The organism is Pseudomonas sp. UBA6753, from assembly GCF_002453565.1.
Classification (GTDB): domain Bacteria; phylum Pseudomonadota; class Gammaproteobacteria; order Pseudomonadales; family Pseudomonadaceae; genus Aquipseudomonas; species Aquipseudomonas putida_Z.
The window spans coordinates 102,573-116,701 of record NZ_DKHD01000004.1; the positions used below are offsets into that span (position 1 = coordinate 102,573).

14 protein-coding genes are annotated in these 14,129 nt (G+C 65.6%); 8 read left to right on the forward strand and 6 right to left on the reverse strand.

Going from position 1 to position 14,129, the window contains the following annotated elements:
- Window positions 1–189: 189 nt before the first annotated feature.
- From B2790_RS03195 to pedF, 4 genes are all read right to left on the reverse strand, one after another.
- Window positions 190–1,128, reverse strand: coding sequence for a quinoprotein relay system zinc metallohydrolase 1 (locus B2790_RS03195; protein WP_286918245.1), 939 nt, complete (start codon window positions 1,126–1,128; stop codon window positions 190–192).
- 40 nt (window positions 1,129–1,168) lie between these two features.
- Window positions 1,169–1,936 carry a quinoprotein dehydrogenase-associated SoxYZ-like carrier gene (locus tag B2790_RS03200; RefSeq protein ID WP_286918246.1) on the reverse strand — a complete coding sequence of 256 codons (768 nt, stop codon included), beginning with the start codon at window positions 1,934–1,936 and terminating at the stop codon, window positions 1,169–1,171.
- Window positions 1,937–2,151: 215 nt separating this feature from the next.
- Window positions 2,152–3,027 (reverse strand): substrate-binding periplasmic protein, encoded by an 876-nt coding sequence (locus B2790_RS03205; protein ID WP_286918247.1) that lies wholly within the window; start codon window positions 3,025–3,027, stop codon window positions 2,152–2,154.
- A gap of 5 nt (window positions 3,028–3,032) precedes the next feature.
- Window positions 3,033–3,494 (reverse strand): cytochrome c-550 PedF, encoded by a 462-nt coding sequence (gene pedF, locus B2790_RS03210; RefSeq protein WP_013972175.1) that lies wholly within the window; start codon window positions 3,492–3,494, stop codon window positions 3,033–3,035.
- 254 nt (window positions 3,495–3,748) lie between these two features.
- On the opposite strand from pedF, the gene exaA reads away from it, so the two are divergent.
- A complete protein-coding gene (gene exaA / locus B2790_RS03215) occupies window positions 3,749–5,644 on the forward strand; it encodes a quinoprotein ethanol dehydrogenase (protein WP_286918248.1) in 1,896 nt (631 codons plus the stop codon).
- Between the two features lie 178 nt (window positions 5,645–5,822).
- Complete coding sequence (locus B2790_RS03220; RefSeq protein ID WP_286918249.1) at window positions 5,823–6,482, forward strand: pentapeptide repeat-containing protein; 660 nt, start codon at window positions 5,823–5,825, stop codon at window positions 6,480–6,482.
- A 215-nt stretch (window positions 6,483–6,697) separates the two neighbouring features.
- Here B2790_RS03220 and B2790_RS03225 read toward each other — a convergent pair whose 3' ends face one another.
- A complete protein-coding gene (locus B2790_RS03225; RefSeq protein ID WP_286918250.1) occupies window positions 6,698–7,336 on the reverse strand; it encodes a response regulator in 639 nt (212 codons plus the stop codon).
- A complete protein-coding gene (locus tag B2790_RS03230) occupies window positions 7,336–8,610 on the reverse strand; it encodes a HAMP domain-containing sensor histidine kinase (RefSeq protein ID WP_274078471.1) in 1,275 nt (424 codons plus the stop codon). The genes B2790_RS03225 and B2790_RS03230 overlap by 1 nt, the downstream gene beginning before the upstream one ends.
- A gap of 152 nt (window positions 8,611–8,762) precedes the next feature.
- Between B2790_RS03230 and B2790_RS03235 the strand changes: the two genes are divergently transcribed.
- The 6 genes from B2790_RS03235 (at window position 8,763) to B2790_RS03260 (ending at window position 14,033) form a co-directional block, all read left to right on the forward strand.
- Window positions 8,763–9,956, forward strand: a complete 1,194-nt coding sequence (locus B2790_RS03235; protein WP_286918251.1) for an ABC transporter substrate-binding protein — start codon at window positions 8,763–8,765, stop codon at window positions 9,954–9,956.
- A 31-nt stretch (window positions 9,957–9,987) separates the two neighbouring features.
- Window positions 9,988–10,977 carry a YVTN family beta-propeller repeat protein gene (locus B2790_RS03240; protein WP_013972169.1) on the forward strand — a complete coding sequence of 330 codons (990 nt, stop codon included), beginning with the start codon at window positions 9,988–9,990 and terminating at the stop codon, window positions 10,975–10,977.
- Window positions 10,974–11,714: an ABC transporter ATP-binding protein gene (locus B2790_RS03245; RefSeq protein ID WP_024086831.1), complete on the forward strand. Its 741-nt coding sequence runs from the start codon at window positions 10,974–10,976 to the stop codon at window positions 11,712–11,714. The genes B2790_RS03240 and B2790_RS03245 overlap by 4 nt, the downstream gene beginning before the upstream one ends.
- Window positions 11,711–12,502, forward strand: coding sequence for an ABC transporter permease (locus B2790_RS03250; protein ID WP_013972167.1), 792 nt, complete (start codon window positions 11,711–11,713; stop codon window positions 12,500–12,502). The genes B2790_RS03245 and B2790_RS03250 overlap by 4 nt, the downstream gene beginning before the upstream one ends.
- Window positions 12,503–12,749: 247 nt before the next feature.
- Window positions 12,750–13,310 (forward strand): PQQ-dependent catabolism-associated CXXCW motif protein, encoded by a 561-nt coding sequence (locus B2790_RS03255; protein ID WP_286918252.1) that lies wholly within the window; start codon window positions 12,750–12,752, stop codon window positions 13,308–13,310.
- A 57-nt stretch (window positions 13,311–13,367) separates the two neighbouring features.
- On the forward strand, window positions 13,368–14,033 hold the full coding sequence (locus B2790_RS03260) for a response regulator transcription factor (protein ID WP_013972165.1): 666 nt from the start codon (window positions 13,368–13,370) through the stop codon (window positions 14,031–14,033).
- Window positions 14,034–14,129: the final 96 nt, after the last annotated feature.

Below are 14,129 nucleotides of genomic sequence, written 5' to 3' on the forward strand. Positions count from 1 at the left end.
CGCAGTGCTGAGTTTTCTAGTTCCTTGGTATCAGTGAACCTACGCGGTCCCCCCCTGTGGGAGCGGCCTTGTGTCGCGAAAGGGCTGCAAGGCAGCCCCGGCGATTTCAGCCATCGGCACAAATTCTGGGGCCGCTTCGCGCCCCTTTCGCGACACAAGGCCGCTCCCACAGGGGGCCGCGTTACACCCTCAGATTGGGGGCTTGGCGTCCACGCGCCGCAGCTGTTGGCGTTCGTAGCGGGGGTACAAGTGGCTGACACTGCGAATCAGCTCGTAACGGGTCAGGCTGATACCGGCAAACCGCTCGGGTATCGGGCTGCGGATCATCTCGGCCATGTCATCGCCACGTGCCGCGCCTTCACGCATCAACCCATCCAGCCAGCCCAGGTAATCACGCATCTGCGCAAATGGCCGGGCATCGCTGGCCAGCGGGCCGTGACCGGGTACCAGCTGCTTCCAGGGCAGCGCTTGCAAGGTGTCCAGGTCCTTCAGCCACACCTCCAGCCCCGGGCTGTTGGGCGTGGTCAATGCGCGCTCGTGGAACACCAGGTCGCCAGCGAACAGCACGCCGGTGTTTTCATCCAGAATCGCCAGGTCGGCACCGGTATGCCCGCCCAGCGCCAGCAGCCGCAGGCGGTGGCCACCCACCTCATGAATACCCGGCTCCAGCACCCGGGTCGGCAGCACCACCTCGGTACCGCGCATCCAGTCGCCGACCAGGCGGTACATGTTCTCGGCCATGGCCTCGCCCTGCTGGCGCAACAGCTCGCCGGTACCGGCCAGGGCGCCGATGGGCACATCGGCAAAGGCCTGGTTGCCCAGCACATGGTCAGGGTGATGATGGGTCAGCAGCACTTCGACCACCGGCTTGTCGGTGGTGGCGGCAATGGCCTGGCGCAAGGCTTCGCCGTAGCGTTTCGACGGCCCGCTGTCGATCACCACCACCCCGTTGTCGGTGACGATGAACGCGGTGTTGACGATATTGCCGCCGTTGTCCTTGGCGAAATTGTCGGTGCTGCCCTCCAGCAGCCAGGTGCCCTCGGCGATCTGCCGGGGCTTGAGCCGATAGTCCAGGTCTGCCCAGGCCGGCAGGCCCAGGCACAGCAGCAACAGCAGAATGCAACGCATGACGGGCGCCTCTGGTCAGGGATGGAGTCGGGCAAGGCGTTCAGGGCACTGCCGCCTCGAACTGGTTGCCGCTGTTGTCCTGCAACACCAACCGGGTCGGCCCGGGGCCCTGGATGTCGAAGCCCAGGTTGGGGTTTTCGCTGACCGCCGGGTACAGTTCCAGGCTGGCCAGGCGCTGGCCGTCCGCGCCTTGCAGCTCGGCATGGTTGAGGAAGAATTCGGGAATGCCGCTGACCAGGCCGTTGTCCATCGGGTGGGCCACCTGCAGGCGCAAGCGGCTGCTGTCGCCGCGCGGGTAGCGCCCGCCCAGGACTTCACCGAGGTGCTCCTCCCAGCCGGGCTGGGTACGTACCACGCTGGGCGCGGTACAACCGCCGCCAGCGGCATCGATCAGGGCCGAGCCGACATGCCACAGGCCGTCGCGCGTCAGCACCGCAGCGCGCAGTGGTGTGGCCTGCTCGATGCGGATGCGGATCGACAACCAGGGCAGCACGCGCTCGCCGGGCTGGAAGTCGATAATGCGCGGCAGCGGGTTGAGTTCTGCCCAGGCGAGAATCCGCACCACCTCGCCGCTGAACGCCCGGGCGTCGATCTCCAGCGGCACCTGGCGGGCGTCCTCGGCAAACGGCGGCGCCAGCAGCTTGACCCGGTCATCGAACACGAATGCGGCCTGGCCCAGCAACTGCTTGTGGTAGAAGTCCCACATCACCGACGGCACCGGGTCCTTGTGGTTACTCGGCTCGCTGGCCTGGGCCTGTGCGGCCCAGGGCATCCAGCAGGCCAGCAGCAAAGTTGCTCGCCAGTTCATCGCCCACTCCTTGATGAAACAGTTATCCGTTGAGCCAGCATGATCCCTGTGGGAGATTACCCAGCCCTTTGGGCTGCGCTGTCGTGCAGAGAACTCAGTGCGCAAGCGGTCCGCGTGTGGGAGCGGGCGTGCCCGCGAAGCAGGCGGCGCGGTGGATGGCACGGGCTTCGCCCGTGTTCGCGGGCGTGCCCGCTCCCACAGGGATCGCGCCAGCGCTACTGATACATTTCCGGCACCTGGTAACGCAGGCCGTAACTGGCATAAATCGCCTTCATCCGCCCATCACGAATCAACCCCTCAAGTGCCTCCTCCAGCGCATAGGCCAGCTGCCGGTTGCTTTCATGCACCGCCATGCCGATCTCCCAGGCCTGCTTGCCAAGGTTCGGGTAGGCGTTTTCCGCCAGGGCCAGCTGCGGGTCGGCGGCTTGATGCAGTTGCCAGTCAACTTCGCCGCGCATCGCCATCACCGCGTCCACCTGGCCGGCCTGCATGGCGCCGAAAGCTTGCTGCACATTGGGGTAGTGATGGGTCCTGGCACTGAGCATGCCGTTGAACACAGAAGTCAGATAGAACGACGGTACGCTGTCCACCTCGACCCCGATCGGGTGCTGCTGGAACACCGCGACACTGGCCACCGAGGGCAGGCGGCGGCGATCATAGGCGACCTGCCAGCGCTCCTCCTGATAAGGGCCGAACATGACCACCTGGGCGTTTTCCAGCTCGCCTACCTCGTTGCGTCGCTGCGCATAGGCATGGTCGTATGGCACCCGCATCATCAGGTCGGCCAGTTGCTGGTGGCGCAACGGGCTGCCGCGCCAGATGTAGTCGCGCAGATCGTCGTCGAGCTTTTCCCCGGGTGGCGCCCAGATCAGCTGCAAGCGCACCCCCAACGCCGTGGCCAGGGCCTGCGCCAGCTCCACGTCGACACCTCGCGGCTGGCCGTGGTCCTCGAAACTGTAGGGCGCAAAGTCCTTGTACACAGCCACCTTCAATTCGCCGGCGGCGATGATCGCGTCGTAGTTGCGCACCTGCGCCTGCGCCGCCGCGCAGCACAGCAGCAAGCCACTGAACAGCACCGCCAACAGACGCATGGCCGTCATTCCTCGACGTGCACGCTGTCCAGGTAGGTGCGCACCGCCCACAGGGCCTCCTGGCTCAGGTAGTCGGCCATTTTCGGCATGTACACCCGGCCGTCGCGGACCGCACCGTGGCGTACCCGCTCGACGAACCACTCATCCCCGGCCTCGCCGGCATCGAGCATGCGCAGATCCGGGGCGATGCCCCCCGACTTGGCCTCCAGGCCATGGCAGGCGGCGCAGTTCTGGTTGTAGGCCGAGGCACCGATCTCCACGGCCTTGTCGTGCTCGGGAGAGCTGCGGTACGGGTTGACCGCTGCCCAGCCATCGCCGTCCAGGGTTACGCCAGCGTCCTTGATCGGGGTCAGGCCCTTGGTTTCCACGGCCTGGGGCACCACATTGCCATGTGCCCAGGCAGTGCCGGTCAGCACTGCACTGGCAAGCAGCCCGGCAGCCAGCAAGACGTTGCGTTTTGTTGTCATTTTTATGCCCTCACGATTGCACGCAAGGCCTCAACCACAGAGGCCGTGTCGCCATCTTAGAAACAGCCCGCAGGCGGCCGAATGCTGCTTTGGTGGCCGCGCCTTACTCCCTTGGTAGTAGGGCTTGTGGCGAAGGGCCAAATGAGGTGCCCCGTGGGAACTATTCCCGGCAAGGGCGGGATTTTTTCCGTATCCCGCAAGGCCCGCCCCGTCCCACCCTGTGCAGGCCAAAACCTCCACTGGGAACTGCAACCATGACAACAAGAACGCTACCCGCCCTTTCCCCTCTGGCCCTGAGCGTGCGGGCCTTGCTGCTGGCCGGTAGCCTGGCCCTGGGCAGCGTGGCCACGGCAGCCACCACCCCTGCGGCACCTGCCAGCAAGAACGTGACGTGGGAAGACATCGCCAACGACCACCTGACCACCCAGGATGTGCTGCAGTACGGCATGGGTACCAACGCCCAGCGCTGGAGCCCATTGGCCCAGGTCAATGACAAGAACGTGTTCAAGTTGACCCCGGCCTGGTCCTATTCCTTCGGCGACGAGAAACAACGCGGCCAGGAATCCCAGGCCATCGTCAGTGACGGTGTGGTCTACGTCACCGGCTCCTATTCGCGGGTGTTCGCCCTCGATGCGAAAACCGGCAAGCGCCTGTGGACCTACAACCACCGCCTGCCGGACAACATTCGCCCCTGCTGCGATGTGGTCAACCGCGGCGCGGCGATCTACGGCGACAAGATCTACTTCGGCACCCTCGACGCGCGGGTCATCGCCCTCGACAAGCGCACCGGCAAAGTGGTGTGGAACAAGAAGTTCGGCGACCATGCCGCCGGCTACACCATGACCGGCGCCCCGGTGCTGATCAAGGACAAGACCAGCGGCAAGGTACTGCTGATCCACGGCAGCTCCGGCGATGAATTCGGCGTGGTCGGCCAACTGTTCGCCCGCGACCCGGACACCGGCGAAGAGGTGTGGATGCGGCCCTTCGTCGAGGGCCACATGGGCCGCCTGAACGGCAAGGACAGCACGCCGACCGGTGACGTCAAGGCGCCGTCCTGGCCGGACGACCCCACCACCGAAACCGGCAAGGTCGAAGCCTGGAGCCACGGCGGCGGCGCGCCCTGGCAAAGCGCCAGCTTCGACCCCGAGACCAACACCATCATTGTCGGTGCTGGCAACCCCGGCCCCTGGAACACCTGGGCGCGCACCTCGAAAGGCGGCAACCCGCATGACTACGACAGCCTGTATACCTCAGGGCAGGTCGGCGTCGACCCGAGCACCGGTGAGGTGAAGTGGTTCTACCAGCACACGCCCAACGATGCCTGGGATTTCTCCGGCAACAACGAACTGGTGCTGTTCGACTACAAGGGCAAGGACGGCAAGCTGGTCAAGGCCACAGGCCACGCCGACCGCAACGGTTTCTTCTACGTGGTGGACCGCAGCAACGGCAAACTGCAGAACGCCTTCCCCTTCGTCGACAACATCACCTGGGCCAGCCACATCGACCTCAAGACCGGGCGCCCGGTGGAAAACCCTGGGCAGCGCCCGGCCAAACCGCTGCCGGGAGAAACCAAGGGCAAGCCGGTGGAGGTTTCGCCACCCTTCCTTGGCGGCAAGAACTGGAACCCCATGGCCTACAGCCAGGACACCGGCCTGTTCTACATCCCTGGCAACCAGTGGAAGGAGGAGTACTGGACCGAGGAAGTGAACTACAAGAAGGGCTCGGCCTACCTGGGCATGGGCTTCCGCATCAAGCGCATGTATGACGACCACGTCGGCACCCTGCGCGCCATGGACCCGAGCACCGGCAAGCTGGTGTGGGAGCACAAGGAGCAGCTGCCGCTGTGGGCCGGCGTGCTGGCGACCAAGGGCAACCTGGTGTTCACCGGCACCGGCGACGGCTTCTTCAAGGCCTTCGACGCCAGGACGGGCAAGGAGCTGTGGAAGTTCCAGACCGGCAGCGGCATCGTCTCGCCGCCAATCACCTGGGAACAGGACGGCGAGCAGTACATCGGCGTGACCGTGGGCTACGGCGGCGCGGTGCCGCTATGGGGCGGCGACATGGCCGAACTGACCAAGCCGGTTGCCCAGGGTGGTTCGTTCTGGGTGTTCAAGATCCCCAGCTGGGACAACAAGACTGCACAGCGTTGACTGCCTGAGTTGACGCATCACTGGGGCTGCGATGCAGCCCATCGCCGGCAAGCCAGCTCCCACAGGTACAGCGCAGGTCTCAAGGGTTGCGCAGTCTCTGTGGGAGCTGGCTTGCCGGCGATGGGCCGCAAAGCGGCCCCAGGGTGCATACCCGACTTCACATTGAGAGCCTTTCGCCATGAACTACCTGCCACTTGCCTTGCTGATCGTGCTGGCCCCTGCCATGGCCGAGAATGCCGACGACGTTGGCAACAATACCCCCCTGACCATCAACGGCTGCGTGATTGCCGAAGCCAGCCAGTGCCCGGGGGCCGACCTGCGGGGCGCCAACCTGGCCAACCAGGACCTGCGCAAGATGAACCTGGCCGGCGCCGACCTGCGCGATGCCGACCTGCGCCATGCCCGGCTGGACCTGGCCAACCTGGAAAAGGCCAGCCTGCAAGGCGCCAACCTGACCCGCGCCAGCCTGCAGCAGAGCAACCTGCGCCTGGCCGACCTGAGCCATGGCCGGCTCGTGGCTATCCAAGGCTGGGGCCTGTTTGCCCAGGGTGCGCAATTTGCCAAGGCCGACCTCAGCGCGGCCTACCTGCAGTTCGCCAGGTTGTCAGGGGCAAAGATGCAGCAGGCCAACCTGCGGGCGGCGGACCTGGAAATGGCCTGGCTGAGCAAGGCTGACCTGCAAGAGGCCGACCTCGGCGATGCCAACCTGCAGGAAGCCAAGTTTGGCCAGAGCAACCTGGCCCGCGCCGACTTGCGCGGGGCGCGGCAGCATTACGGGAATTTTCAGGAGGCCAACATGGAGGGGTGCAAGGGGTGCCCCGAGACCTGGGACAATTGAGCGCTGCCATTTTTGCAACCACTCGGTTACCCGTGGGAGATTACCCAGCCCTTTGGGCTGCGCTGTCGCGCAGAGAACTCAGTGCGCAAGCGATCCGCGTACCGTGTGGGAGCGGGCGCGCCCGCGAAGCAGCCGACGCGGTGTCTGGCACCGGCTTCGCCGGTGTTCGCGGGCATGCCCGCTCCCACAGGGTCCGGGCCCGAACCAAACAGACCTCACCGCGCCACCCGCACCACCCCCAGATCAATCCCCAGATGCACCAGCTCGGCATGGGAACTGACCTGCAACTTGCTCTTGAGCAAGGTCAGGTGGTTGGACACGGTCTTGGCGCTGATGCACAGCTGCTCGGCAATCCCTCGCACCGGGGTGCCCTTGGCCAGCATCACGAAAATCTCCAGCTCACGCTGGGTCATGCGCTGCAAGCGCGGGTCGCTGGCATTCTGCTGTGAGGTGCAGGCCAGCTGGGTGGCCAGGGGCTGTTCGATATAGGCATGCCCGGCCAACACCCGCTGCACCGCCTCGATCAGCACTTCGGGCGCCGAGTTCTTGGTCAGGTAGCCCGAGGCACCGGCATCCAGCGCCTGGCGCACCAACGGCAGTTCGTCATGCATGCTGAAGAACAGCACCCGCAATTGCGGCAGGCGCTGGCGCAGACGCCGGGTGGTTTCCAGGCCGCTGATGCCTGGCAGGCCGAAGTCCATGATCACCAAGTTGGGCACCTGCTCCTGAACCCGGGCCAGCGCCTCTTCGCCACTGGCAGCCTCACGCACCTGTATTGTCGGCAGCACTGCCCGCAACAGGCTGGCATAGCCCTGGCGGACCACGGCGTGGTCATCGACCAACACGATATTCATCACACCTCCATGGGAATGTTCAGGTCCAGCGCCCAGCCGGCCCCAGGGCGGCTGAGGATGCGCAGTTCACCGCCCAGGCTGCGGGCGCGCTCGGCCATCGAGTGCAGGCCTACCCCGGGGCGCTGGGGCTGGCTGGCACCGCAACCGTTGTCGCGAACCAGCAGGCGCAAGCCCTTGGCGCTGCGTTGCAGGCGTACCCGCACCTGGCTGGCGCCGGCGTGCCGGGCGACGTTGGTCAATGCCTCCTGCAGCAAGCGATACAGATGCGTCCTGCTCGGCCCGGGCAGCGCCGGCAGCTGCTCGCCGACCCGCAGGCGGCAATCGATACCCTGGCTGGCCTGCCATTGGCTCACCAGCAGGCCAAAGGCTTCGGCCAGCGGCATGTGCTGCAGCGCCAGCGGGTACAGGTCGTGTACCAGGGCGCGGAAACCTTGCTGCAGGCGCTCGCAATCGAGCTCCAGGGTGCGTGTTGTCCGCGCCACCACGGCGGGCTGGTCGGCGACCATGCGCAGCAGGCAGAGCTGGGCCCGAATACCCGCCAGGTATTGCCCGAGGTCGTCGTGCAGCGTCTGCGCCAGCTGGGTGCGCTCCTGCTCCTGCACCGCCAGCAGGGCCTGGGTGAGTTGGGTATTGTCGGCCCGGGCCTGCTGCAGAGATGCGGTCATGCGGTTGAAATGCTCGGCCAGCTGGCGCGCCTCCGGCAGGCCGGCCTCGCGCAGGCGTGTGGTCAATTGCCCACCCGAGACCTGGCGCAAGGCCTGCAGCAGCTCGTCCAGCAGGCCCATGCCCCGCCGCACCGCCCAGCGAATGGTCAACAAGCTCAGCAACAACGCCAGGCCGCACAGGACCAACAGCTGCTGCAGGGAGTCACGGACCTCGTCGATTTCATCCCGCGCATCCACGGCAATCATTACCCGGCGGCCGTCACCCAGCTCCAGCAGCCGACTGCTGTCATGGCGCTGGCCAAGCAGTTGGCGGCCCAGCCAGGCATCCAGGCCGGTTTCTTGCGGCAGCCGCGCAGGTTCATCCGCCGCCAGCCAGTGCACCCGCACATGGCGCAGGCTTTGCGTCAGCCGTGGTTGCAGGCTCTGCGGGGCGCGTTCGGCGGTGTCCCCGAGGTACGCCACCACGGCTTGCGCCGATTGCAACTCCCGCTCCACATCAGCCACCGCCTGGCGCAGCAGCACCCCGGCACAGGCCAGCGTCACCAGCGCGAAGCAACAGGTGACCCAGAGGTTGATTCGCCACAGGGCCGACAGGTTGACAAGGCGCATGGGCAATTCTCCTGCAGGGGGCTGCGGCTCATCGTAAAACCCGGGCCCGTGTGGTGAATTACTACCTTGGTACCGGCCGAGCGCTACTTTCTGCATATTTCCCCCTCCCGGCGGGCTTCCTATGCTGGCGCCATCTGCCGTGGAGTTGCCTTATGCGCCAGCCTGCCCACCTTGCCCTGACCTGCCTGCTGGCCCTGGCCGCGACGCTTTCTGCGAGCCCGGCGCCCGCTGCGCAGGCCCAGGCCGCGGAACCGTTGCAGGTGCGCATCGGCTACCTCGGCTATCGCCCCGATCCCGGCCCGCTGCTGTCCAACATCCTTCCCGAGCCCACCGATGCCGGGCTGCAGGGCGCCGAACTGGCGATTGTCGACAGCAACAGCAGCGGGCGTTTTCTCAAACAGGAATTCCACCTGGCCAATGCCACGGTCGAAAGCCCCGAAGCCCTGCTGCAGGCTGCCAAGGCCCAGCATGACCAGGGCCTGCGGCTGTTCGTGGTAAATGCCCCCGCCGCCAGCCTGCGCGCGCTATCTGCCGCCCTGCCCGACAGCCTGCTGTTCAACGCCGGCAGCCCGGACGACAGCCTGCGCAGCAGCCAGTGCCTGGGCAATGTGCTGCACAGCCTGCCCAGCCGCGCCATGCTGGCCGATGCCCTGGCGCAGTTCCTGGTAATGCGCAAATGGCAACGGGCGCTGTTGGTCGTCGGCCAGACCGACGATGACCGGGCCTATGCGGCGGCCCTGCGCCGCGCCATGAAGCGCTTCGGCATGCAGCTGGTCGCGGAGAAAGCCTGGACATTCGACAACGACCAGCGCCGCAGCGCCCAGGCCGACATGCCGCTGTTCACCCAAACCGCCGAGTACGACGTGGTGCTGGTGGCTGACGAACGCGGCGACTTCGGCGAGTACCTGCCCTACCAGACCTGGTATCCGCGGCCGGTAGCCGGCACCCAGGGCCTGACCCCCACCGGCTGGCACAAGACCGTTGAAACCTTCGGCGCGGCGCAGTTGCAAAAGCGCTTCGAAGCCCAGGCCGGGCGCTGGATGAACGACCGCGACTTCGCCGCCTGGATGGCCGTGCGCAGCGTCGCCAGCGCAGTGAGCAAACTGCGCCAGGCCGAGCCCCGCGCCCTGCAGCAACTGCTGCTCAGCGAGCAGTTGCCGCTGGACGGCTTCAAGGGCCGCAAGCTCAGCTACCGCCCGTGGAACGGCGAGCTGCGCCAGCCGATCCCGCTGGTGCAGCCGCGGGCCCTGGTCAGTACCTCACCGCAGGAGGGCTTCCTGCACCCGTTCAACGAAATGGACAGCCTGGGCTACGACAGGCCCGAAGTGACCTGCGGCTACCCCTGACCCGATAACCACAACAAAAAAGGATTTCGCCATGCGTCGCTCCCCTTTTCACCGGGCACTGCTTTACCCCAGCCTGCTGTCCGGCGCCCTGGCCCTTGCCAGCGGGCACGCCGTGGCCGCCACCGCCTGGGTATCGAACGAGAAGGACAACAGCCTCAGCCTGATCGACATGCAGACCCTGCAAGTCACCGAGACCCTGCCAGTGGGCCAGCGCCCGCGCGGCCTGCTGCTGTCCCACGACAACACGCTGCTGTACATCTGCGCCAGCGATTCGGACCGGGTGCAAGTGATGGATGTGGCCACCCGCAAGATCATCAAGGAACTGCCCTCCGGCAAGGACCCCGAGCAGTTCGCCCTGCACCCCAACGACCGCTGGTTGTATGTGTCCAACGAGGACGACGCGCTGGTGACGGTAATCGATACCCAGACCGACAAGGTGCTCGGGCAGATCGACGTCGGCATCGAGCCCGAAGGCATGGCGGTGAGCCCGGATGGCAAATGGGCGGTCAACACCAGCGAAACCACCAACATGCTGCACTGGATCGACACCAGCACCCAGACCCTGGCGGACAGCACCCCGGTGGACCAGCGGCCGCGCTTCGTCGAGTTCAGCCAGGACGGCTCGCGGCTGTGGGCCTCGGCAGAAATCGGCGGCACGGTGACCATCCTCGACGTGGCCAGCCGCCAGGTGCTGAAAACCCTGAATTTCCAGATCAAGGGCGTGCACCCGGACAAGGTCCAGCCGGTAGGCATCAAGCTCAGCGCCGATGGCAAGTACGCGTTCGTCGCCCTGGGCCCGGCCAACCATGTGGCGGTGGTCGATGCCAAGACCTACGAAGTACTCGACTACCTGCTGGTGGGCCGGCGGGTCTGGCAATTGGCGTTCACCCCGGACCAGAGCCATTTGCTGGCCACCAACGGGGTCAGTGGCGACGTTTCGGTGATCGATGCAAAAAACCTCAAGGTGCTCAAGTCGGTGAAGGTCGGCCGCTACCCCTGGGGCGTGGTGGTGACGCCATGAATACCCTCGAAGTCAGTGACGTGAGCTTTGCCTACGGCCAGCGCGAGGCGCTCAGGCAAGTCGGCTTCAGCCTGGCGCCCGGGCGCTTTGCCGCCTTGCTGGGCCCCAATGGCGCCGGCAAGTCGACCTTGATCGCCCTGCTCACCCGCTTGTACGACCTGCAGCATGGCGACATCCGCGTGTGCGGCTGCTCGCTGCGCAACGCCACACGCCCGGCCTTGCGCCAGCTGGGCGTGGTGTTCCAGCAAAGCACCCTCGACCTGGACCTGAGCGTGGAGCAGAACCTGCGCTACCACGCCTCGCTGCACGGCCTGTCGCGGCGCCAGGGCAATATTCGGGTCGATGCCGAGTTGGCCCGCCAGGGCCTCGATGAGCGGCGAAGCGAACCGGTCCGGGCGCTGAACATCGGCCATCGGCGCCGGGTGGAAATTGCCCGCGCGCTGCTGCATGAGCCGCGTTTGCTGTTGCTCGACGAGGCCAGCGTCGGCCTCGACCCGGCCAGCCGCCTGGCGCTCAACCAGCACCTGCGGCTGCTGTGCCGCGAGCAGCGCCTCAGTGTGCTGTGGACCACCCATCTGCTGGACGAAGTGCAGCCCAGCGATGACCTGCTGATCCTGCATCAAGGGCGCCTGGTGGCCAGCGGCACGGCCGACGCCCTGAGCCTGGAGCACGGCGGTGACCTCGACCATGCCTTTGCCTGCCTGACCAGCGCCCCCACAGGAGCCAATGCCCGATGAACGCTTACTGGCAGTGCTTCAACGGCATTCTCCTGCGCGAATGCCTGCGTTTCGTCCTGCAACGCACCCGTTTTCTCAGCGCCCTGGTGCGCCCGCTGCTGTGGCTGCTGGTGTTCGCCGCCGGCTTTCGCGCGGCCCTGGGCATTGCGATCATCGAGCCCTACGACACCTACATCCCCTACGAGGTGTACATCATCCCGGGCCTTGCCTGCATGATCCTGCTGTTCAACGGCATGCAGGGCTCGCTGTCGATGGTCTATGACCGGGAGATGGGCAGCATGCGCGTGTTGCTGACCAGCCCGTTGCCGCGGCCCTTCCTGCTCGGCAGCAAGCTGCTGGCAACCTCGTTGATCTCCCTGCTGCAGGTGTACGCCTTTCTTGCCATTGCCTGGTTGTATGGCGTGCAGCCACCGGCTGCGGGCTTGTTGCTGGCGCTGCCGGCGTTATTGCTGGTGGCGCTGATGCTCAGCGCCCTGGGGCTGTTGCTGTCGAATGCGATTCGCCAGCTGGAGAACTTTGCCGGGGTGATGAACTTCGTGATATTCCCGCTGTTCTTCCTTTCCTCGGCGCTGTACCCGTTGTGGAAGATGCGCGAGGCCAGCCAGTGGCTGTACTGGCTGTGTGCAGTGAACCCGTTCACCCATGCCGTGGAGCTGGTGCGCTTTGCCTTGTATGAGCGCTTCAACCCGCTGGCGCTGGCGGTATGCCTGGGGCTGACCGTGCTGTTCACCCTGCTGGCGATCCTCACCTTCAACCCCCAGCATGCGGCGCTGCGCAAGCCGCGCTGATTGGCAGCGATCCATTGCTTAGCGCGAACCCTGTGGGAGCGGGCGCGCCCGCGAACACCGGCGAAGCCGGTGCCATGCACCGCATCGTCTGTTTCGCGGGCACGCCCGCTCCCACAGGGGTTGCATATGCGTTGCTGCAGGCGCCCGGCTTTCTACTACTTTGGTACTGCCTTTGCTGTCTGATCGTCGCATTCACAATGCACCGCCACTGGCATGTAATGGGCCTATAACAAAAAGGACAAACCCCATGCCACGTGCCCTGCCCCGGCTGCCACGCCCATTGCTGGCGGCGCTTTCCCTGAGCCTGACGCTGGGCATCGCCCAGGCCGACACCACGCCGCTATTCTCCGCCGACGGCTATCGCACCACCCTCTACCGCAGCCCGACCCCACAGCAGGTCGAAGGCGGCCAGGTCATCGACACCGCCACCCTGCAAGGCCTGCTGGGGCACACCCCAAGGCCGGTGCTGATCGACGTCTACCGCCGCCAATGGCTGCAAGGCCGCTTCATCGAAGATGAACCCCACGCCAACATCCCCGGCAGCCGCTGGCTGGCCAACACCGGCGACGGTGAGCTGAGCCCGGCGTGGCACGATTACTTCGTGCGCAACCTGCAACAAGCCACCGCGGGGCGCACGGAGCAACCGCTGGTCTTTTACTGCCGCTCCGATTGCTGGTTAAGCTGGAACGCGGTAAAACGCGCGAAAGCCCTGGGCTATAAGAATCTGTATTGGTACCGCGACGGCCTGGACGCCTGGCAGCAGGCCAACCTGCCGCTGCAGCCGGCGCAGCCAGAACCCTTCCCCTGAATTCATCGCCTGCGAACGCGTGCCCGCTCCATCCAATAAAAACGAGGTGAAAAGGCCATGTACAAAATTCTGATTGCCGACGATCACCCCCTGTTTCGCGAAGCCATCCACAACGTTATCAGCGATGGCTTCCAGGGCAGCGAAGTCATGGAAACTGCCGACCTGGACAGCGCCCTGGCGCTGACCCACGAGCACGACGACCTCGACCTGATCCTGCTCGACCTGAACATGCCCGGCATGCATGGCCTCAATGGCCTGATCACCCTGCGCAACGAGGCACCGACCACGCCGGTGGTGATCGTCTCGGCCGAGCAGGAAAAGCAGATCGTGCTGCAGGCCATCACTTATGGTGCGGTGGGCTTCATCACCAAGTCCTCGCCCCGCTCACAGATGATCGAGGCGATCGAGCAGATCCTCAATGGCAACGTCTACCTGCCGCCCGACATCATCCGTGCCCAGAAAAGCAGCACCAGCCGGCGCCTTAACGATGCCCCGAGCTTCCCGCCGGAGATGCTCCAGGCCCTGACCCGCAAGCAGCTGCTGGTGCTCGAGCGCATGACCAAGGGCGAGTCGAACAAGCAGATCGCCTACACCCTGGATATCGCCGAGACCACGGTCAAGGCCCATGTTTCGGCGATCCTGCGCAAACTCAACGTGCACAACCGGGTGCAGGCCATCCTCAGTGCCGGTGATATCGATTTCGGTGATTACCTGCGGCGTTGACCTGTTCCGGCCTCTTCGCGGGCTTGCCCGCTCCCACAGGTATTGCGCAACACTGAAACCTGCGGGAATCCTGTGGGAGCGGGCAAGCCCGCGAAG